General features: G+C 34.5%; 17 protein-coding genes. 5 read left to right on the forward strand and 12 right to left on the reverse strand.

Features of this window, described 5'->3' with window-relative positions; genetic code table 11:
* Window positions 1-317: 317 nt before the first annotated feature.
* On the reverse strand, window positions 318-1,349 hold the full coding sequence (locus ACO05S_RS00920) for a carbohydrate-binding family 9-like protein (protein ID WP_421919667.1): 1,032 nt from the start codon (window positions 1,347-1,349) through the stop codon (window positions 318-320).
* Between the two features lie 386 nt (window positions 1,350-1,735).
* Here ACO05S_RS00920 and ACO05S_RS00925 point away from each other — a divergent pair, with 386 nt between their 5' ends.
* Window positions 1,736-3,379 (forward strand): ATP-binding protein, encoded by a 1,644-nt coding sequence (locus ACO05S_RS00925; RefSeq protein WP_421919668.1) that lies wholly within the window; start codon window positions 1,736-1,738, stop codon window positions 3,377-3,379.
* 44 nt (window positions 3,380-3,423) lie between these two features.
* Here the strand turns inward: ACO05S_RS00925 and hisIE are convergent, their stop codons facing one another.
* The 8 genes from hisIE to hisG all read right to left on the reverse strand — a co-directional run bounded on the left by hisIE (window position 3,424) and on the right by hisG (window position 10,598).
* Window positions 3,424-4,044 carry a bifunctional phosphoribosyl-AMP cyclohydrolase/phosphoribosyl-ATP diphosphatase HisIE gene (hisIE, locus tag ACO05S_RS00930; protein WP_421919669.1) on the reverse strand — a complete coding sequence of 207 codons (621 nt, stop codon included), beginning with the start codon at window positions 4,042-4,044 and terminating at the stop codon, window positions 3,424-3,426.
* A 65-nt stretch (window positions 4,045-4,109) separates the two neighbouring features.
* On the reverse strand, window positions 4,110-4,865 hold the full coding sequence (gene hisF / locus ACO05S_RS00935) for an imidazole glycerol phosphate synthase subunit HisF (RefSeq protein WP_421919670.1): 756 nt from the start codon (window positions 4,863-4,865) through the stop codon (window positions 4,110-4,112).
* Window positions 4,866-4,868: 3 nt separating this feature from the next.
* A complete protein-coding gene (gene hisA, locus ACO05S_RS00940) occupies window positions 4,869-5,600 on the reverse strand; it encodes a 1-(5-phosphoribosyl)-5-[(5-phosphoribosylamino)methylideneamino]imidazole-4-carboxamide isomerase (RefSeq protein ID WP_421919671.1) in 732 nt (243 codons plus the stop codon).
* 6 nt (window positions 5,601-5,606) lie between these two features.
* A complete protein-coding gene (hisH, locus tag ACO05S_RS00945; protein WP_421919672.1) occupies window positions 5,607-6,197 on the reverse strand; it encodes an imidazole glycerol phosphate synthase subunit HisH in 591 nt (196 codons plus the stop codon).
* Window positions 6,198-6,200: 3 nt separating this feature from the next.
* Window positions 6,201-7,346: a bifunctional histidinol-phosphatase/imidazoleglycerol-phosphate dehydratase HisB gene (hisB, locus tag ACO05S_RS00950; RefSeq protein WP_421919673.1), complete on the reverse strand. Its 1,146-nt coding sequence runs from the start codon at window positions 7,344-7,346 to the stop codon at window positions 6,201-6,203.
* A 3-nt stretch (window positions 7,347-7,349) separates the two neighbouring features.
* On the reverse strand, window positions 7,350-8,402 hold the full coding sequence (gene hisC, locus ACO05S_RS00955; protein WP_421919674.1) for a histidinol-phosphate transaminase: 1,053 nt from the start codon (window positions 8,400-8,402) through the stop codon (window positions 7,350-7,352).
* Window positions 8,399-9,697, reverse strand: a complete 1,299-nt coding sequence (gene hisD / locus ACO05S_RS00960; protein ID WP_421919675.1) for a histidinol dehydrogenase — start codon at window positions 9,695-9,697, stop codon at window positions 8,399-8,401. The genes hisC and hisD overlap by 4 nt, the downstream gene beginning before the upstream one ends.
* A 40-nt stretch (window positions 9,698-9,737) precedes the next feature.
* Entirely contained in the window at window positions 9,738-10,598 is an 861-nt protein-coding gene (gene hisG / locus ACO05S_RS00965) for an ATP phosphoribosyltransferase (RefSeq protein WP_421919676.1), read from the reverse strand.
* 897 nt (window positions 10,599-11,495) lie between these two features.
* Here hisG and ACO05S_RS00970 point away from each other — a divergent pair.
* The 4 genes from ACO05S_RS00970 (at window position 11,496) to ACO05S_RS00985 (ending at window position 17,011) form a co-directional block, all read left to right on the forward strand.
* Window positions 11,496-11,843, forward strand: a complete 348-nt coding sequence (locus ACO05S_RS00970) for a P-II family nitrogen regulator (protein ID WP_421919677.1) — start codon at window positions 11,496-11,498, stop codon at window positions 11,841-11,843.
* A 38-nt stretch (window positions 11,844-11,881) separates the two neighbouring features.
* Entirely contained in the window at window positions 11,882-13,123 is a 1,242-nt protein-coding gene (locus ACO05S_RS00975) for an ammonium transporter (RefSeq protein WP_421919678.1), read from the forward strand.
* A 197-nt stretch (window positions 13,124-13,320) separates the two neighbouring features.
* Window positions 13,321-13,902, forward strand: coding sequence for a DUF3332 domain-containing protein (locus ACO05S_RS00980; protein ID WP_421919679.1), 582 nt, complete (start codon window positions 13,321-13,323; stop codon window positions 13,900-13,902).
* Between the two features lie 103 nt (window positions 13,903-14,005).
* Complete coding sequence (locus tag ACO05S_RS00985) at window positions 14,006-17,011, forward strand: ABC transporter substrate-binding protein (RefSeq protein ID WP_421919680.1); 3,006 nt, start codon at window positions 14,006-14,008, stop codon at window positions 17,009-17,011.
* On the opposite strand, the gene ACO05S_RS00990 is transcribed toward ACO05S_RS00985, so the two are convergent.
* The 3 genes from ACO05S_RS00990 to ACO05S_RS01000 form a co-directional block, all read right to left on the reverse strand.
* Window positions 16,987-18,453, reverse strand: a complete 1,467-nt coding sequence (locus tag ACO05S_RS00990) for a glycosyltransferase family 2 protein (protein ID WP_421919681.1) — start codon at window positions 18,451-18,453, stop codon at window positions 16,987-16,989. The genes ACO05S_RS00985 and ACO05S_RS00990 overlap by 25 nt on opposite strands.
* Complete coding sequence (locus ACO05S_RS00995) at window positions 18,450-19,643, reverse strand: HEAT repeat domain-containing protein (RefSeq protein WP_421919682.1); 1,194 nt, start codon at window positions 19,641-19,643, stop codon at window positions 18,450-18,452. Before ACO05S_RS00995 ends, ACO05S_RS00990 begins: the two co-directional genes overlap by 4 nt.
* A 279-nt stretch (window positions 19,644-19,922) precedes the next feature.
* Window positions 19,923-21,221 (reverse strand): YaiO family outer membrane beta-barrel protein, encoded by a 1,299-nt coding sequence (locus ACO05S_RS01000; protein WP_421919683.1) that lies wholly within the window; start codon window positions 21,219-21,221, stop codon window positions 19,923-19,925.
* Window positions 21,222-21,238: the final 17 nt, after the last annotated feature.

A 21,238-nucleotide genomic window follows, 5' to 3' on the forward strand; every position in this document is an offset into this window, starting at 1 on the left:
TGAATAGTCGCTAATTTTACTTGAAAAAGGTATTTAGGCCTCCCATTACTTTTGATTCTAACCCAACTACCATATATAGAAAGAGGAAATCCGTATAAAGATTTGCCTCTTTTTTTTGTGCCCTGCTTATCGATTGAATCCAAAAAGGGAATGATGCCAGTATTATGACTTAAGACATTCTGCGACAGCTCCATTTACCGGCAAATGCGCTTCCCAATTTATTTTTACATGGTTTACATCGCTAGTCCTGATTTGCAATCAAGGCTTTAGGAGCTTAGGATTTTTGATCCGAAAAGTTCCAGAGTAGAATACCAATATTACTCCGACCAAATTTTACTCTCCTGATTAATGTACCAGGTTTTTCCTGTTTGTCCTTTTATAGAAATTAAGAATTGCCTGCCGGTAGTTTCTATACCAACAGGATATTCAGAACTAATCCGATTAAAATACCTGCCATATCTCGAGTACATTTTCTTTTCCATCTTGTACAATCGAATCAGTTCTATCTTAACAGGGTAATCCAAATCTTTTTTAGGAATCATTTCACTTTCTCCTAAGGTACGATCGGAAAATTCGACATAACCCCAAGTTTCGGGCTGATGCATTGCAATTGCTCCCTGTGGCGACCACACCCAGTTGTGCTCTGGATAAGCTTCACCCGTTTGGGGATTTATTTTTTTTCTGTATTTGCCATCAACAATTTCAACATCCCAGTTTACTCGTGAGAAATTAACTCTCCATTGTTCTCCCGATTTCGGTTTTCTACCTTCCGGTGCACATTCCTTTAAAATATTCCAAGGAAAAGCTACTTCTAAGGTCCACTTTTTATCTTTATCGCTCGGATCGTTGAGGGTTCCATATATCTCCACAGCAGATTTTAATCCTTGAATGTCCCACGCACTTATTGCCGGAGCACCATCGCGATATGGCTTGGCAAGCATCAAATCCCAAACTGTATTTATTGCATTTATCTGAAACTCGTAATACAAATGATTATCACCCTGCGGATCGATAAAAACCTCAAAGTCGTTATCGTAGTACACAATTGTATCTCGTTGTTTTAATTTTGCCCAGATGTGCGGCTCCTTTAGCTCGGCTGCAATGTAAAAATACTCTTTGTCCCAAAGCATTTTAACTCTGGTTTTGTGTTTGGGTTTTGAGCCAGCTCTTCCTTCAATATCAACAAAATAATTTGTCCATCGGACATCTTTCCATTCATTATCTGTAAGTACTCCATCAACTTGTATGGGAGCCTTCCTTTTAAAGCACATATATGATTCGGGATACTCTTGCGCCAATAAGGGTTTATACATAAAAAGAATAAGCACCAGAGGAAATAAATATTTCATATCAATAGTTTTTAGGATTAGAAATCCTAAGCTAAATATTTTTTTCATCAAGCTCAAAAAAAACTGGTATTAGTCCCTTATAAGCTTTTGTTCTTTTTGAGTTGATTCATGCATAAAAAATATCGCCACAGCAAAGACTATGATTCTATTTCTTGCCTTGAATAGATTCAAAAAACAATTTAAGGATCATCTTAATTACAGTAAATTGGGTGAAAAAGAAAACCAGTACTTTTTGTGAAGAACTTAGGTAGAATATTGGAGGCTAGTTGTTTTTCGTGTTTAAACAAAAAAAAAGCTGAGTAGAATTAAAACAATTAATTTCATGCATACTTCACAAGTTTTTTGTCGAAATTCCTTAATTTGAGCAACAAACTTAGATAAGTAACATGAGGCCAAAAATAAAATATCTTACTCTTATTCTTCTGGCAAGCTTTGTAGTTTTATCCTGCTCCAGAAAAAAATATGATATTTTAACAAATAAAGAAAGACAATGGCTGAATGAAAATCCTAATCTATCGATTGCTGTTGCATCTATCTTCCCTCCCTTTCAATACATCGACGAAACGGGGAAATCTGTAGGGATATCTGTTGACATTCTTGAATTGTTGGAAGAAAAGTTGGATTATCGATTCGAAAAAGAGGTTTTCTCTAATTGGAAGGACATTCTGCAAGCTGGCGTAAACAAGCAAGTTGATGTAATTCTGGAAATTCAGGATACACCAGAAAGGCGCAAGCACTTTTTCTTTACTCAGCCTTTTATTTCAATTCCTCACGTTATTTTCACCCGGAAGGATTCACCCGAAAGAATCAAAATTGAAGATCTTGAAAATCGCAAAGTTGGTGTGGTTGATCATTATGCGATTCATGAATATTTAGAAAGCATGTATCCCGAAATCAATTTAATTCCTTTAAAAAACGACCTGGAATGTTTTCTTCAACTTTCGAATAAAAAAGTAGAAGCAGCTATCGTTCAGCAGGGGTACGGGGCTTACATTATTCACAACAAGATGTTTCAGAATATAAAAATATCAGGCAATTCGGGCTACGATAACAAATTGGGTTTTGCCGTTAGAAATGATAAACCAATACTAACAAGAATTATTTCGAAAGGTTTAAAACAGATAACGCCTAAGGAAAAAGATGAGATCTACAATTATTATATTCATGTAGCATCGCGACCTTTTTGGCAAAGCACCGTATTCTGGCTAACTCTTTCGATTATTATTTTTGTATTGGGTTTAATCATTCTTTTTATGTGGGCATGGAATAAAACCCTTCGGTTGAGGGTTGCACAAAAAACCCGGGAATTATACGATGCAAAGAAAAAGGCTGAGGAAAGCAACAGATTAAAAAGCTCTTTTTTGGCGAATATGTCTCACGAGATAAGAACACCCCTGAATGCGATTCAAGGCTTTAGCCAATTGCTCATTGCCAAAGATTTAAAACCAGGTAAAACAGAATTATTCGCCAACATTATTAAAGCCAATTGCAATGACCTAAGCAATTTGATTGACGAAATTCTGGACTTATCGAAAATAGAATCAGGACAGATTCATCTGATCAATCAAAAATTTGATATCATTCATCTGATAGAGCAAATTCTAGAAACTCAAAGTCATAATATTCCTAAACAAAAAGATTTAAAAATACGATTTGTAAACCAACTAAATTCAAAAGTATATGTAATTGTATCAGATCCGTTCAGGATAAAACAGGTCTTTAACAACCTGATAGAAAATGCCATTAAATTTACCAACAATGGCAGCATTACAATCTATGCCAATTACAATAGCAAAAGCGAATTGATTTTTTGTGTAGAGGATACCGGGATCGGCATTGAGGAAAGCTCTCTGAAATATATTTTCGATCGATTTAGAAAAGTTGAGATTGACAAGAAGGTTTTGTATCGTGGTTCGGGCTTGGGACTAAATATCTGTAAAAAAATTCTTGAGATTATGGGTGGTGAGATATGGGTAGAATCAAAATATGGAGAAGGATCATCATTCTATTTCACCCTCCCCATTTCTTAAAATTAGTAAAAGCAAGTACTATTTTTACTCTGACCCATAAGAGTTTATTTAGAATGCCTTGATTTGAGTAAAGCCACAACCTGCTCAAGACTGTATCCTTTTGCCGACAGAAGCACCAAATAGTGGAACATTAAATCTGCTGCTTCGCCTATGAACAGATCTTGATTATCGTCTTTTGCTTCGATAACCAACTCTACCGCTTCCTCGCCCACTTTCTGAGCAATTTTGTTGATTCCTTTTTGAAACAGGCTTGCGGTATATGATTTCTCGGATTGGTTCTTTTTACGCTCACTAATTACTTGTTGCAATTGCAATAAAAAATCAATAGAACTTTCCTGATTTGTTTCGTCCCAACAAGTATCTGAACCCGTATGGCAAACAGGACCAACAGGGTCTACTTTTATCAGCAAGGTATCATTATCACAATCCAGGCTTAGGTCTTTTAATAAAAGAAAATTGCCACTCTCCTCTCCTTTTGTCCATAATCGTTGTTTGCTTCTGCTATAAAAACATACATTACCCGTTTCTATTGTTTTTTCGTACGATTCTTTATTCATATAACCCAACATGAGTACTTTTTGGGTTTTTACATCCTGAATAATAGCAGGAATCAAACCATTGCCTTTGTTAAAATTAATTTGGTTTGTTAGCTCTTTAAAATTCATTGCTTATCAGTTTTTTTAGTTCAGATATGAGATGTAATCATCCACATATCATTAATCCTATATTTTTAAATTCTTACGGGGATATTTTTAGTCTTTAGATATTTTTTCAAGTCTGGTATTTCGATTTCTTTAAAATGAAATACACTTGCTGCTAACGCCGCATCCGCTTTTCCATCTATAAATGTATCTGCGAAGTGTTCCATATTTCCAGCTCCACCCGATGCTATTACCGGAATATTTACCATTTCAGAAACCTTAGCTAGCGTATCGTTCGCAAAACCATTTTTTGTACCATCATGATTCATTGATGTGAAAAGAATTTCACCTGCGCCAAGTTTCTCGGCTTCAATTATCCATTCAAAAAGATCAATTCCAGTTGATAAACGTCCACCATTCAAGTACACTTCCCAATTGCCATCAATACATTTTGCATCAACAGCTAAAACAACACACTGACTTCCAAATCTTTTTGCAAGATGAGATATCAATTGTGGATTTCGGACAGCAGCCGAATTAATGGATACTTTATCAGCTCCTGCGTTTAATAAAACTCCTACATCTTCTGGTGTGGAGATTCCACCACCAACTGTAAAAGGAATATTTAACTCTTTCGCAACTTTCTGAACAAGATCAACCAAGGTTTTTCTTTTTTCGTGGGTTGCAGTAATGTCCAAAAAAACCAATTCGTCAGCACCTTGTTCTGCGTAATAAGCAGCCAATTCAACTGCATCACCTGCATCTCTCAAGTCTACAAAATTGACTCCTTTTACCGTTCTGCCATCCTTAACATCCAGGCATGGTATTATTCTTTTCGATAGCATAAATTACAATATAAATTCATTTACCAATTCATTTAGATCTATTCGCTCCTCATAAATTGCCTTACCAATTATAACACCCCAACATCCAATTTCATTCAGAATACGAACATCTTCAATTTTACTTACTCCTCCACTGGCAATCAGTTCCAATTCTGGGAATTCTCTCATAATTCCTTGATATAATTCTACAGCTGGACCTTGCAACATTCCATCCTTCGAAATATCAGTACAAATAACACTTTTTACACCTTTGTTCTGATATTTTTCCAGAAACTTAAACAAGTGATAATCTGAATCTTTTTGCCATCCTGATATGGAAACCATTTTGTTTCTCACGTCAGCTCCCAAAATAATTTTATCTGCTCCATACTTATCCAGCCAGTTGTTCATTAAATCAGGGTTCGAGACCGCAATGCTTCCTCCGGTAACTTGGTTTGCTCCAGAATTAAAAGCAAGTTCAATATCCTCATTTGATTTTACTCCTCCTCCAAAATCAATTTTTAGTTTGGTCCCTTTAGCTACTCTTTTTAACACATTTGCATTGCAGATATGTCCAGATTTAGCGCCTTCAAGATCCACTAAATGCAATCTAGTTATTCCAAGTTTTTCAAATTTTAGCGCCATTTCCAGAGGATCTTCACAATACACTTTTTCAGTACTGTAATCACCTTTGGTTAAACGAACACATTTACCATTAATGGTGTCTATAGCTGGTATTATTTTAATTTTCGACATTTCTTTTTATAAATTGATAAAGTTCTCCAGAATTTTAACCCCTAACTCACCAGATTTCTCAGGATGAAACTGACAAGCATAAAAGTTGTCTTTTTGCAGTGCAGCACTAAAGGGTAAAATATAATCACAAGCAGCAATGGTTTCATCTATTACAGGAACATAAAAGGAATGAACAAAATAGGCAAAGTTACCCGTTTCAATGCCATTTAATAAACCTCCTTTTAAATTCTCAAGCTGATTCCATCCCATGTGCGGTACTTTTTGATCATTCGTAAAACGCTTTACCGATACCGGAAAAATACCTAGTGCATTGGTGTTTCCTTCTTCCGTATTTTCACACATCAATTGCATTCCAAGGCAAATTCCTAAAACGGGCTGTTTTAACTCAGGAATAAGATCAATTAAATCATTATCTTTCAAAGAGTTCATTGCCCAAGACGCTTCTCCAACACCGGGAAAAATCACCTTATCAGCCTTACGAATCACCTCTTTGTCGTTAGAAACAACTGGCTCGATTCCCAAACGCTCAAATGCATATTTTACCGACTGAATATTTCCAGCATCATAATCAATAATCACAATATTTTGATTTTTCATTCTTTATAATTTTCCTTTGGTTGATGGCAATTGTAAACAGTTTACATCTCTCTTAATAGCCATTCGAATTGCTCGTGCCATTGCTTTGAAGATTCCCTCTATTTTATGATGCTCATTCTGTCCTTCGGCCTTGATATTTAGGTTGCATGCTGCTCCGTCAGAGAATGATTTAAAGAAGTGAAAAAACATCTCGGTAGGCATACCACCAATCATTTCACGTTTAAATTCAGCATCCCATACCAACCAATTTCGCCCTCCAAAATCAAGCGATATCTGAGCCAAACAATCATCCATTGGCAAAGAAAAGCCATATCTATCCAAGCCTAATTTAGAACCTAAAGCTTTATTGAATGCTTCACCTAAAGCAATCGCAGTATCTTCAATGGTATGATGCTCATCAACTTCCAAATCTCCCTTCACCTTTACCTGCAAATCTACTCCAGCATGCTTCGCAATTTGATCCAACATGTGATCAAAAAATCCAATTCCGGTATCGAAATCACCTTTTCCGCTTCCATCTAAATCAAGATTAATTTCTATTTTAGTTTCTTTGGTATTTCGGATAATGTTTACTGTTCGTTGTTCCAATCTTAAATACTCATAAATATTGAACCAATCACTTGTTTCAAGAGAGATAAATCTTTGTAGATCCTTTTTCGATTCACTCAACTCATCATCTCCAATATTCCCACTTGTCGTGATAAAAATCGCCTTCGATCCCAAATTTTTCGCCAATTCAACATCGGTCCACCTGTCGCCAATTACATAGGAATTTTCCAAATCGTATTCATCAGAAAAATATCTTGTAAGTAATGCTGTTCCTGGCTTTCGTGTTGGAGCATTTTCTTCAGGAAATGTTTTATCAATACATACATCGGCAAATTCAATTCCTTCTGCGGAAAAAGTGTTAATCATTTTCTTCTGAGCTGGCCAAAAAGTTTCTTCAGGAAATGAATTAGTACCCAATCCATCTTGATTAGTCACCATTACCAGTTCATAATCCAATTGATCAACGATTCTTGTTAAGCCACGAAAAACCCCGGGATAAAACTCTAATTTCTCCAAACTATCAACCTGATAATCAACAGGCGGCTCCAATATCAAGGTGCCATCACGATCAATAAAAAGTACCTTTTTTTTTGAATTCATAGCTTAAAATTTAGAGTTATATTCCAATAATGCTTTTGTTAAAAGTTCATTTTCCTGTTTGGTACCAACACTTATCCTCACACAATTATCCAAACCTTCAATTTTAGATCGATCTCTGATAATTATTCCTTTGTTTAATAAAAATTGATAGGCTTGTTTTGCATTCTTAAACTGAACCAGAATGAAATTTGAATCCGTCTGATAAATTCGATCCACTACAAAAAGACCACTTAGAAACTCACATAACTGATCTCTTTCTCGCAAGATTTCATTCACCTGATTCAAATATTTTGCTTCTTCCTCCAACAATTCCAAAGCCTTTTCTTGAGTTAAACAGTTTACATTGTACGGAGGTTTTATTCGGTTTAACACCTCAACAATTTCTTTAGATGCAAATCCGATTCCCAAACGTATTCCAGCCATTCCCCATGCTTTAGAAAGTGTCTGCAGAATAACCAAATTTGGATATGTATCTAATTTATCAAGCAAAGATTTTCCAGGCGCAAAATCAATATAAGCCTCATCAACAATGACTATGCCGGGGAATGATTGTAACAACTCAACAATCCTATCTTCATCATATAAATTTGCCGTTGGATTATTCGGTGAACACAAAAATAACATTTTCGAATTTTCATCGATTAGTTTTTCTACCAAACTTACATTTGGCTGAAAGCTCTCTTCCAAAGGAGCTTCTTTTATAGCAATTGCATTTACACCTGCAGCAACCTCATACATTCCATAAGTTGGAGTACAAATTACTACATTATCCTCTCCTGGTTCGCAAAATGCCCGAAACAAAAGATCGATAATTTCATCACTACCATTCCCCAAAATCATTCTTGTGGGCGCTATTCCCTTAATCTGCGTTATTCTTTTTTTTAATCGATTTTGTAAAGGATCAGGATAACGATTCACTCCATTATCAAATGGATTTTCGTTGGCATCAAGAAAAACCGATGCACTGCCCGAAAATTCATCTCGGGCAGAAGAGTATGGTACTAATTTTTTTACATTCTCACGAATTAAAGTATCTAGTGTAAATATTGAATTCATACCTTACACCCCTTTCTAATTTTTTTTAATCTGATGCTCACTGCATTTTTATGAGCATCCAACTGTTCTGCCTGTGCCATCAATTCTATCACTGGACCTAATTCCAACAAGCCTTTTTCACTAATTCTCTGAAACGTTATCTTTTTCATAAACGACTCCAGACTAACACCCGAATAAGATTTTGCATAACCATTTGTTGGCAATGTATGATTCGTTCCAGAAGCATAATCACCCGCACTTTCAGGAGTATAGTTACCTATAAATACCGAACCTGCATTTACAATATTTGTCAAACACTTTTCCTCTTCTTTTACATATATGATAAGGTGTTCAGGACCATATTCATTACTAAGCTCCAAAGCTTCTTCAAGAGAAGAGACAAGAATAATTTTTGAGTTTTTTAGCGCTGAATCTGCTATATCCTTACGGGATAACAATTGCAATTGTTTATCAACTGCTATTTGGACATCTTGTACAATAGTCTCGTCCCATGTCACAAATATTACCTGACTATCAGCGCCATGCTCAGCCTGCGACAATAAATCAGAGGCAATAAAATCTGGATCTGCGCTAGCATCAGCCAAAACCAATACTTCCGAAGGTCCAGCAGGCATATCAATTGCAACTCCAAGCTTACTTATTCTTTGTTTAGCGGCAGTCACGAATTGATTTCCTGGTCCAAAAATTTTATAAACATTAGGTATACTTTCGGTTCCAAAAGCCATTCCGCCAATCGCCTGAATTCCACCAACTCTAAATATTTTATCAATTCCAACCAATTTACAAGCGTAAAGAATGGCAGGATCTATTTTTCCATTATTGCCTGGAGGAGTACACAAAACTATCTCTTTGCAATTAGCAATTTTTGCCGGAATTGCCAGCATCAGAACTGTAGAAAACAGAGGTGCGCTCCCTCCCGGAATATAAAGTCCTACTCTTTCTATTGCAGTAGACTTTCTCCAACACTCTACACCTTTAGTGGTTTCAATTATTTCAGTTTCCTGATATTGAGCTGCATGAAATTTTTCAATGTTTTTAGCAGCAACTGCCAAAGCATTTTTTAAACTGTCGTTCAGTAATTCTTCAGCCTCATCAATCTCCTGCCGAGAAACAAGCAAATCATCTACTTTAATTTTATCATACATCCATGTGTATTTTTTCAAAGCCTTGTCTCCATCGAGTTTAATTTCTTCAAACACCTGATTCACGATACCCTCTAACTCGTCAACATCAAATACAGGACGAGAAAGAATATTCTTCCAATCTTGTTTTTCGGGGTATTTTATTACTTGCATGATTCTGTATTATACGATTAAAAGTATGCTTCCAATATAATTAGAGTACCATTTTCTGAATTGGAATAATCAAAATACCTTCTGCTCCATTTAGTTTCAGTTGATCAATTACTCCCCAAAAATCATTTTCATTGATAACCGAGTGTAATGAACTCCACCCTTTCTTAGCCAATGGCATAATGGTAGGACTTTTCATTCCCGGTAAGACTTCAATAATGTCATTGATGTTCTCGTTTGGGGCATTTAGCAAGATGTATTTGTTGTTTTTAGCTGCCAAAACTGATTTTAGTCGAAACATTAATCGATCTAAAATTGCTTGTTTAATGCCTGATATATTCTTATTCGCTACTAGGCAAGCCTCAGACTTAAGAATCTGCTCTACTTCCTGAAGTCCATTTTTAAACAAGGTGCTTCCAGAGCTCACAAGGTCGCAAATACCATCAGCTAAACCAATATTAGGAGCAATTTCAACCGAACCTGAGATAACGTGTATGTCGCAACTCAAATTATTCTCATCCAAGAATTGCTGAAGTGAATTTGGATAAGAGGTTGCTATTTTTTTTCCATTGAAATACTCTAATCCGCTATATTCAGCATCCTTTGGCAAAGCCATTGACAAACGACACTTTGAAAAACCCAGCTTCTGTAATATCTCGAGCTCTTTTTGTTTTTCAATAACTACATTCTCACCTACTATGGCAATATCTGCAACCCCATCTTCCACATACTGAGGAATATCTGAATTTCTAAGATACAAAACTTCTAACGGAAAGTTAAAAGCACTCGCTTTTAATTGGTCTTTTCCATTATCAATTGAAATACCACACTCTTTTAGAATTTTAAGAGAATCTTCTTTAAGTCGTCCTGATTTTTGAACTGCAATTTTTAATTTTTCACCCATGGTTTTAATTTTTTAGACCACCTAATCCAGGAAGGGTAAAAAAAAGCCCACCTGAATCAGGCGGGCATATTTTAATGTTAGTTAATTATCTCTTTTCGGAATAGTGCATAACATCGTCAGCTCACCTGTTGGTAAGTAAAATGATGATGATGATGTAATGCAATAAAATTCATTTTTTTCTTGTTTTGACGCAGCAAAGATTAATATTATTTTTTGTCCAAGCAAATCTTTTTTCTCAATCTACAAAATTTAATAATTTGGAAACATAGCGTTCAATTAATGTGCCTGATTTAATAATTCACCTTCTATTTTTATTCCTCCTCTTTTTTTCATGTCAGAAATTACAAAAGAAATGATTTTTTATCTCCCCCCCTTTCGAAAACGTTTCAATTAGAAAAAAACATTACTTTTCTCAAATATACCCCCTTTTTTATTGCCTGTGTAAATATTTTTAATACTTTTGAGAAAGAAACCCACACTTAAAATGGGGCATATGTTTTCTAAACGTGTTTTTTTTGACAGCTACCCCCTTCAAAAACGCACTCACTCTAATTAAAAACCATTTTTTATTAAAGCAATATTAAGAACCAAAATTAAACCAAATGACAGTCAATTTTTTTACTCAACTCATAAAGCCATCAAGCTTATTATTTCTGCAAAAGAACAATTTATTTCTTCAATTTTTCGACAATAGTTGAATTTATGCTTGGTCAAAACTAAACCTGGGGCTCCTTAATCCGGGGAGTCCCGGTTTAAAAGACAAAAGAAATAACCAGATAATCACAACATATTATTCTATGAAACGAGCATGATTAAAATAATTATTTAACCTAACACGGTAGTGATTATTTTGATCTTGTGGCTTCCATCTGACAAATGGAAAAAAATTATAAACAGATGAAAAAGATCGAAGCAATTATTCGCAAAACAAAATTTGAAGACGTTAAGAAAGGGCTGCACGAAATAGGCATTGACTATCTTACATTTTGGGATGTAAGAGGTGTAGGAAAATCGGTAGAAGAAAGAGTATATCGTGGCGTAAAATATGATACCAGTAGTATCGAAAGAACTCTTATCTCTTTTATTGTAAGAGATAAATTTGTAGACAGCTGTATTGTAAGCATTCGTGAAAACGCATTTACAGGAGAAATAGGTGATGGAAGAATCTTCATCTACGAAGTTTTAGATGCATACAGAATTAGAACCGGTGATTCCGGAGATCGCTCATTATACGACGCAGAGTAGATCTAATAATAATTATTCGCGACTTAAAATTTATTACCATGGAAGAAACACTAAATTTAAATTCAATACAGACAGCAGTTACATCCACCAGTCACTCTTTAGATGTGATATGGGTTTTAATATCAGCAGCATTGGTAATGTTTATGCAGCCAGGTTTTGCAATGGCTGAAGCTGGTTTTACCAGAGCTAAAAATACGGCCAATATTTTAATGAAGAACTTGTTAGATTTTGGGGTAGGATCAATTTCCTTCTTTCTTATTGGTTATGCCTTGATGTTTGGCTCCGATATAGGCGGTTTTATTGGTAAATTGCCTTTTATTGAAGAAACAGCCGTTAAAATAGATTACTCCTTCTTGATGTTTCAAACCGTTTTTGCTGCTACAGCCGCTACAATAGTTTCCGGAGCGGTGGCCGAAAGAACAGAATTCAAAACCTATTTATTCTTTAGTATTATTACAACAGCTATTATTTATCCAATTTCAGGTCATTGGGTTTGGGGTGGAGGCTGGCTGAGCGATTTAGGTTTCCATGATTTTGCCGGATCAACCGTTGTACACTCCGTTGGTGCCTGGATGGGATTAGTTGGCGCAGCTTTAATTGGACCACGTATAGGAAAATACAACGAGAAGGCAAATGCAATACCAGGACATAACTTAACCTTTGCTGCTCTTGGAGTATTTATCCTGTGGTTCGGCTGGTTTGGATTTAATGCTGGTTCTCAGCTTGCTGCAGCAGGCACAGAAAACACCATTGCTATTTCACACATATTTTTAACCACAAACCTGTCAGCAGCTGGTGGAACTCTTGCTGCTTTAGCAACAAGTTGGTTCAGATACAAGCGTCCCACACTTTCTTTAAGTTTGAATGGAGCACTAGCAGGTCTTGTAGCCATTACCGCTGGCTGCAATATTGTTAGCCCACAGGCTGCCATTATTATTGGTATTCTTGCTGGCATTAGCTTGGTTTATTCTGTTGAGTTTATTGATAAAAAATTAAGAATTGATGATCCCGTTGGTGCGATTACTGTTCATGGCGTAAACGGAGCATTAGGAACTATTTTGGTAGGAGTTTTCGCTACAGAAGGTGGCTTATTATACGGCGGAGGATTTAAACTATTAGGAATTCAGGTATTAGGAGTAGTCGCAGTTGCTGCATGGGCTCTGAGCACCGCTTTTATTCTATTCAAATTATTAGATAAAACCATTGGATTAAGAGTTCCGGCAATTGTTGAAGAAGAAGGTTTGGATATATACGAACACGGAGAAAAAGCATACCACTAATCACTAACTAAACACTCGTTTCTCAATTAAGATGATGTGAAGATCTTTCTTCCATCATCTTTTTTGATTAAGAAATACTTTGTATTTTAACAATTATAATAATTGCGGTTAACACAATAATTAATTCAAGCTTACGTTTTTCGATTTTGAACTGTGTATTAATAAAGATCAAGTTATATTTATTTAAATTTATGAGCATGAAAAAAATTAATGTTTTTCTTTTAGCCTGCCTATTTTTTACCCTTAGTATCGGACAAACTGGTTGTTATGGACCATTCAGACTCACAAAAAACCTTCATGAGTGGAATAGTACGGTTGGAGATAAGTTTACCAACGCCTTAGTGTTTTTTGCTTTTATAGTTATTCCTGTTTACGAAGTTGCTGTACTAGTGGATGGTCTGGTTTTAAATACAATTGAATTCTGGACTGGTGATAATCCAGTTACCATGAAAGATGGCGACAAAGATGTTCAAATTGTGAAAAAAGACGGCAAAAAATATCGTATTATCGCCACAAAAAACAAATTCCACATTGAACAGTTAAAAGGCCCAAACAAAGGTAATTATGCCGAGCTGATTTACGATCCTACCACTTCGAGCTGGAACCTCAAAGATGGAGACAAAGAATTACAAAAACTCGTTAGCATCAGCGAAGAAGCCGAATTAATTCAAATCTATACTCCAAATGGCGATATCATTCAGCTTAATCCAAACCATTATAATTTAACTGAACTGAAACAAAAAATAAACTCCACAACTATCAATTTGGCTTCGAAATAATATCTTTCCCTGGTTATTTAAACCGGGGATTTTTTTTCTATAATTTTTTGCTCTTAAATACTTATGATGTACCTTTAATTGCAGTGTTTAAAATGCTGTTAAAATGACCCAAACTCCTATTAACTCCACCTTATATTTTTTGATTTTAATCTTAGCATTTCAATTGGCATTCGTGCCTTCTTTTGCTAGAACTTCAAACAGCCTAAACAAAAATGATAAAGTCCGTGTTCAATTGAAACACTATCACCAGTTTCAGTTTGCAGGATACTATGCAGCACTGCACAAAGGGTTTTATAAAAATGAGGGTCTGGATGTTAAAATAATTGAAGGAGGAACCTTTAATGTAGTTGATATTGTGCTAAATGGTGATGCTGATTATGGAATTAGTTCAATCGACATTCTAATCGAAAGAATTAACAATAAACCTGTCGTATTATTAGCTTCTATATTTCAAAGTTCACCATCCATTTTTTTGAGCTTAAAAGAATCAAAAATCAACACTGCACACGATCTTATTAACAAGAAGGTTATGCTACTCAAGGAGTTTAGAAATCCTGAATTACTAGCAATATTTTACAAGGAGGGTATACGATTTGATGACCTATTACGTTTATCTACCACTTATGACATAAATGATTTAATTAATGGCAAGACTGATGTAATAAACGCTTATTTAACAAATGAACCTTATTTTCTAAAAGAAAAAAATATTCCCTACTCGATTATAAGCCCTAAGAATTATGGAATTGATTTCTATGGAGATGGAATTTTTACAACTGAAGAGGAAATCAACAAGAATCCTGAAAGAGTTGACGCATTTATTCGTGCAAGTAAATTGGGCTGGGAATACGCTCTTAGTAATCCAGACGAAATTATCGACATACTCATTAACATTTATGGTGTTAAAAAAAGCAAAGAACACCTTAAATTCGAATCGGAACAAATCAAAAAACTTATTTTAAATGACTATATAGAAATTGGTCACATTAATCCTGGTAGACTTGATAATATAGCAAAAATATGTGCACAAATGGGTATGATATCTCCAAACTACAATTTAGATGGTTTCATTTATCAACCCGAACAATTCAAAACACCAAGAACATTGAAATTGGCGATAATCATTTTAGTCATTATCATATCTATTGCTGCAATAATTTTACTTTATCTTTTCATATTTACCAAACAACTTAAAAAGGCCGTTGCATCGCAAACTACTGATATCAGTAGAAAAAATCAAGAACTAATCAAATCCGAAAAAAGATTTAGAGAAGTAATAGAAAATCTGCCTTTGGGTGCAATTCTTGTCGAAGGCGAACAACTATTTACCAACAAAAAGGTATTGGAAATCACCGAATATACGAACAGCGAAATTCCTAATATCGAAAAGTGGTTCAGCATTTTATACAAAAAGGATAAGGATGTAAATTACCAGATCTATAAAAGTCATATACAAGCAAGTTTAAACAAATCTCTTATATCAACAATAACTACTAAATTTGGACTCACTAAACAGGTGGAATTTCATGCCTACAGTTTCGACAATAAAGAAATTTGGCTAATGAATGACATTACACAAAGAATTAGAACGGAACATGACTTAATAGCAAGCGAATACAAGTTAAGAACCTATATCGAAGAATCTCCAATGGGATTGGTAATTTTTAGCAGTAATACGAAAGTTACATTTACAAATCCCGCTTTTTTAAAATTGCTAGATATAGACTCTGAGACCAAAGTTGACTATTTCATAAGAGATTTCTTCTCACCATTGCAACTAGCAAAGAATATAGAGTTAATGAACCAACTCATAAGTAATGGAAAAGTACAAGGTGAGGTGTTGTTGAGATCAATAAAAAATAAGAATTTTCCCGTCTTTATTAGTGCCGTTAAGCTAAGCGAAAATGAATTCCTTGGATTTGTAATGGACATTTCTCCTCTAAAAACCGTTGAAAATGAACTGAAGATTGCTCTTAAAAAGGCCGAAGAAAGTGATCGCCTAAAATCAGCATTTTTAGCAAATATGAGCCATGAGATCCGAACACCCATGAATGGAATTTTAGGTTTCAGCAAGTTATTATTAAAGGATAATTTGCCCAAATCAAAAAAAGAGCAATACATTGATATTTTAAATCAAAACGGAAAACAATTACTAGAGATTATTAATAACATCATTGACATTTCTTATTTGGAAGTTAAACAATTAAAAATCACTAATACCTCCTTCTCAATTTCCAAACTGTTTAACGATTTAAACACTTTCTTTAAAGTGGAGAAACTGAAATACCATAAAGAGAATATTAACATCTCTTTTAACAATCAGGTGCCACAAGAGCTTGATATGATTGAGTCAGACATTGGTAAAATAAAGCAAGTTTTAATTAATTTAATTAACAATGCTCTAAAATTCACAAAAGAAGGATTTGTTAAAGTTGGCGTTACATTAACAAATTCTGAGCTTTGTTTTGTGGTTGAAGATTCCGGCATTGGAATTCCAAAACAAAAGCAGGATATAATTTTTGAACGTTTTGGTCAAATAGAAAACATCTACACTCGGCAATTTGGAGGAGCAGGCCTTGGGCTTCCTATATCAAAAGGTATCATTGAACTTATGGGAGGAAAACTTGTACTTAGCTCTACCGAAAATAAGGGCTCAACATTTTGTTTTAATATCCCTGTAAAGAAAATTGAAGAAGAATTGCCCCCAATCACCAATGACTCTAACAAGTACCTCTGGAATGACAAAAGCATACTAATTGTTGAAGATGTTGACATAAACATTAGCTTTTTAGAAGAACTCTTTGAAAATACCAAAGCTAGTATTACAGTTAGAAAAAATGGTAAAGAAGCAGTGGATTTGTGCAAATCAGGCTTTATTCCGGATTTAATTTTAATGGACATACAAATGCCCGAAATGAATGGAATTGAAGCAACTAAAAAAATTCGAAAGCTCCTTCCATCTATTCCTATCATTGCGCAAACTGCCTATGCTTCGGAAAATGACAAAGAATTAGCTCTAGCAGCGGGATGTAATGATTTTTTCCCGAAACCTTTGAATTTTGATAAACTAATGAATAGGATTCATCACCTTTTATTTGCAACAAATTGATTTTTTGATTTTTCCACATTTCTGTGAATGAAACCTCGGCGTTCCATCTTACCCCATTTACGATTGCCTCTGGCATATTGAATATTTCCTTTAATAGAGAAAAATAGCGAAAGTGGGTGTAGTATAAATGGCTCTAAAACGGCTGCTATCCATAACTTGAATACATCCCCTTTTCTCTCATATCTGTGAAAAGTTAATTCCTCATATAAAATGGCCCAAGTGGTAAAGAACAAGGCAAATGTGTACACAAAAAGGAAAGTAATTAATATAAAATTCAAACTTAAATTTCCTGATGCATAAAGTAGAATTGCATAAATTATCCCTGTAAATTCAACAAGTGGTGCCAACCATTCAAAAAGAAACCAAAAAGGATAACCAAGCATCCCCATTGCACCATAACGAGGCGAAAAGAATATTTTTGAATGATCTGTTAAAGTTTCGATTGTACCTCTTGTCCACCTGCTTCTTTGGCGTCCAAAAGTAAAAATATTGCTTGGAGCTTCGGTCCAGCATAAAGGGTCAGGTACATATTCGATTTTATATTTTTCCCTTTGCTCAGACATGTATCTACGAATGCGCACAACCAACTCCATATCTTCTCCTATGGTATGAGCATAACCTCCACTTTGAACTACAACTTCACGTTCGAACATTCCCATTGCACCAGAAATGATAATTAAGCCGTCTAATTTTGCCCACGCCATTCTACCCATTAAGAATGACCTTGTATACTCCAGTACTTGCATTCTAGCCAGCAGGTTCTTAGGAACGCTAACCTCTGCTATCCTTCCATTCTCAACAACACATGAATTGGCTATCCGAACTACTCCCCCAGCAGCAATCACTCTTTTATCAGTTCTTTCCAAAAATGGCTTTACTAATTTTAAAACAGCATCTGGTTCCAAAATAGAATCAGCATCAATTGCCATAAATAAATCTTTATCGGATACATTTATAGCCGCATTTAATGCATCTGCTTTGCCCCCATTCTCTTTATCAACAACAATTAAATTTGAGTAAGTTTCAATTTTAGATTTATAAATTCCACGAACCTCTTTCGTTTCAATTTCCTGATTTAATGCAAAATCAACTCGCTCTAAATTAAATGCTTCCTCTAATTCTTCGAAAGTATTATCAGTACTCCCATCATTTACAACTATTACATCAAAATTATTGTAATGGATAGTATATATGGATTCAACATTATCAACAATGGTTTTTGCCTCATTAAAAGCAGGAACCAATACAGAAACAGAAGGTGCTAAAGGTGAGTCAAGAATTACACTATAATCAACAAAACTATTCTTTTTAAGGTAATGATTTAAAGCAATACCAGAGACAATACTTAGAGCTGTATAACTAAATATCAACAGGAATGCATATGATATAAATATCTTATCCAGAAAATAGCTTATAAAGCTTATTAATTCGTCGTAATTCATATTCTAGGATCTAATACATGGTTGATAATCCCTTTCAACTGCTCATCAGCATCAATTGTTAATGCGTTTAATCTATTCTGTCCCGTTTCTCCTAATTTTAAAATTGATTTACAAGATTCCATTCTAATTTTAAACTCATCGCTTTTTAGCTTATCTTCCAAGAAATTAAGCTCTGTTTCCATTCTTAATTGTCCTATAGACCTTAGAATATTTAATTGATTCGGTAATTCTTCCAAATGATAAACCTCCTTTAGCTTTGCTATCGCTTCATAACTTTCTAGATCAACTAAGGTCTTTATTACTTTTCCTTTAACGAAGTCATTGTCGTGATTTATTAATTCCAACACTTTGGAAACTGCTTCTTTTTGCTTCAGAATTCTTATCATGTCTAAACTAAACATGACAACTGAATCATTCCAATGATTAAGCCATAAATGAAATTCCGGAATCTCAATTCGATTCTTTCTTATTAAATCAAATACATTTATCTGCTCCCAAACAGTAAAAACTTTTTCTTGGCTATCCAAAAATGCAAAAGGAACAAATGGAAGCAACTTTATTAATCCCATTTGCGCCTCAATTCGCAATATATCATTACTTTTTTGTTGATACGAAATGATTTTTTGGTTCTCGGACTTAACCCTCATATGGCTTAGCTCACGAATCCCAAAAATCTTTTTATTCCACGAAAGCATATTTAGTTTTCGTATTGATTCCTTGTTTAATTCCAAATCTATATACAAATTCCTTATTTTATCGCTAACCTCCTTATTTTCTGCTTTATCAATATCAACCAAAACATCAATCATCACATTACGATGAAAACGACTGGTATTCAATTTGTCTATATCTGCGACCTCATCTTTCTCTTTACTTCCTATCAAAAATCCTATTACTAATTGCGAATATTTTATATGCAATTGGTTGTATTTGGTTTTTTTATAGGATAAATACAATTTAGATATAAGTATCGTGGGCAAAAGTACAATTAACGATACAAAAAAAATCATAATCATATAAATAATCATACGATTCAAGGCATTGTAAGGCAATCTCTCGAATATATAATCAAGAACAGATTGTATCGTTCTAACAAAATCGTTTACAAAATCCAATACAATAAAAAATTGATCAAAAACAGTTTTGAACCACTCAAGCAATTCAAATTGGATAATATATTCATTAAACATCTTAATCGTTTCTAATATTCAACTCTTTTTTTACTTCATAAATTCTTCTATGAGTAAATTTTTTTAGTCTGGGAATAAAAACTCCCGGATCAAAGTTCAGTTCCGACTGCACTCTTTCCATTATCCTGCTGATTAGATGCAACTAAAGCAGGCAGTTGTATCATGCAACATAGCAAAATGAGTACAAGTTTTTCATTTGTCAGATGGAAGCTGCAAGATCTAAATAATCATTATCCTGTGTGTTTCATAATCATTTTAATCTTGCTCGTTTCATATAAATTATAATTGATATGATAGCTTCACTGAGAATGTTAGGATTCCTCTTTTTTCATCTACCTCATATTCTTCCTTTTCATAGCCAGTGCGCAACAAATAAGTTAGTCGCTTATCAATCAATTGATCCTGATAAGCTAAACGAACAGTCCAACTTTCATACTTATAGGTTTCAAAGTTTGAAACATTACCTCTTGCCTCATCAGGAGAAGTACCAGTTCCTAGTTCCAATCCAATGTACTGCTTCGCATCCCTTAAATACCTTCTGGTTATAAAAAATACCGACCTTGATACTTCACTATCTTTTGGAGTGAAATATCCTCTTAGCGAAAACCAGTAATTGCGATAGTATTTTCCCACTGAACCAGTATAGATATAAACATTTTTGTAATCTGAACTTCTATCAAATCTCAAAAAACGCATACCCATAGAAAGTTCAATATTTGAAGGTAACTTTTGATAAAATTCAGCTCCAGCTCTATGCTCTGGAAACAAATTATCGGGTGAATATCCATAATTCAGATACAAATAATTTGTTGAGGAAACCCTCGGATAGGCTACAATTTCATATTGTTTGGAAATATCCTTAGACCACAAAGATTCACCCTGCCCTACTAAATCACCAAAATTAAGCTTACCTGTTATACTTCCCCACAAATTTCTTCGCATTAATTGAAATGAAGTAACATGCCATCTTCGTACATAGGGTTCTTCGAAATGCTCAAAGTCGTGCTTTACTATTAATGAATATTTTCTTCTTCCAGATTTATATGCCTTAAACAGTTGAATACCTTCTTCACTACCTGGGTTAATTTCCAATAATTCATTTATAGTCTGTAAAGACTTTGCTTCCAATCCTTTTTCTTTCTGTAATATAATTTTCTTTAGAAGAATATCTTCTTCTCTTGGATAAAATGATTGACCATATTCACAATAAAACAAAGCTTGTGATATATCACCTGCCCATTTCTCAAGATCAATCAGAGCCAAGATAGCATCTTTATTATCGTAATCTTTATCTAAAACAGTTTGTAATTCTTTTCTTCCTTTATCGTAAGATTTATCCCAAGCAAAAGTTCTTCCAATTAGGATTCTGGCATCATAATAATCAGGATTTCCCTTAAGAATTTCATAGCAAATCTTCCTTGCTTCTTGCCTGTTTCCATTAAATGCCAGCTGCCTGGCTTTTCCATATTTAACCGTTACAGATCCCGATTTTAAGCTATCAATTTCCTGTGCACTTATTAGACTAGAGTACACTACAAGAATACAGGTGATAATACTAAGGGGTAAAAATTTTGCCATACTAATCCTTACTAGAT

Origin of the sequence: Marinifilum sp. (genome assembly GCF_965230805.1) — a bacterium.
In the GTDB taxonomy this organism is placed as follows: Bacteria; Bacteroidota; Bacteroidia; order Bacteroidales; family Marinifilaceae; genus Marinifilum.

What these genes read in the sequence shown, in the direction of transcription:
- ACO05S_RS00975 (WP_421919678.1), top strand. Translation starts at nt 11,882, where the DNA reads ATGGAAGAAACACTAAATTTAAATTCAATACAGACAGCAGTTACATCC.
- hisB (WP_421919673.1), bottom strand. Translation starts at nt 7,346, where the DNA reads ATGAATTCAAAAAAAAAGGTACTTTTTATTGATCGTGATGGCACCTTG.
- ACO05S_RS00970 (WP_421919677.1), top strand. Translation starts at nt 11,496, where the DNA reads ATGAAAAAGATCGAAGCAATTATTCGCAAAACAAAATTTGAAGACGTT.
- ACO05S_RS00985 (WP_421919680.1), top strand. Translation starts at nt 14,006, where the DNA reads ATGACCCAAACTCCTATTAACTCCACCTTATATTTTTTGATTTTAATC.
- hisA (WP_421919671.1), bottom strand. Translation starts at nt 5,600, where the DNA reads ATGTCGAAAATTAAAATAATACCAGCTATAGACACCATTAATGGTAAA.
- hisC (WP_421919674.1), bottom strand. Translation starts at nt 8,402, where the DNA reads ATGAATTCAATATTTACACTAGATACTTTAATTCGTGAGAATGTAAAA.
- hisH (WP_421919672.1), bottom strand. Translation starts at nt 6,197, where the DNA reads ATGAAAAATCAAAATATTGTGATTATTGATTATGATGCTGGAAATATT.
- hisD (WP_421919675.1), bottom strand. Translation starts at nt 9,697, where the DNA reads ATGCAAGTAATAAAATACCCCGAAAAACAAGATTGGAAGAATATTCTT.
- ACO05S_RS00980 (WP_421919679.1), top strand. Translation starts at nt 13,321, where the DNA reads ATGAAAAAAATTAATGTTTTTCTTTTAGCCTGCCTATTTTTTACCCTT.
- ACO05S_RS00990 (WP_421919681.1), bottom strand. Translation starts at nt 18,453, where the DNA reads ATGAATTACGACGAATTAATAAGCTTTATAAGCTATTTTCTGGATAAG.
- ACO05S_RS00925 (WP_421919668.1), top strand. Translation starts at nt 1,736, where the DNA reads ATGAGGCCAAAAATAAAATATCTTACTCTTATTCTTCTGGCAAGCTTT.
- ACO05S_RS01000 (WP_421919683.1), bottom strand. Translation starts at nt 21,221, where the DNA reads ATGGCAAAATTTTTACCCCTTAGTATTATCACCTGTATTCTTGTAGTG.
- ACO05S_RS00995 (WP_421919682.1), bottom strand. Translation starts at nt 19,643, where the DNA reads ATGTTTAATGAATATATTATCCAATTTGAATTGCTTGAGTGGTTCAAA.
- hisF (WP_421919670.1), bottom strand. Translation starts at nt 4,865, where the DNA reads ATGCTATCGAAAAGAATAATACCATGCCTGGATGTTAAGGATGGCAGA.
- ACO05S_RS00920 (WP_421919667.1), bottom strand. Translation starts at nt 1,349, where the DNA reads ATGAAATATTTATTTCCTCTGGTGCTTATTCTTTTTATGTATAAACCC.
- hisIE (WP_421919669.1), bottom strand. Translation starts at nt 4,044, where the DNA reads ATGAATTTTAAAGAGCTAACAAACCAAATTAATTTTAACAAAGGCAAT.
- hisG (WP_421919676.1), bottom strand. Translation starts at nt 10,598, where the DNA reads ATGGGTGAAAAATTAAAAATTGCAGTTCAAAAATCAGGACGACTTAAA.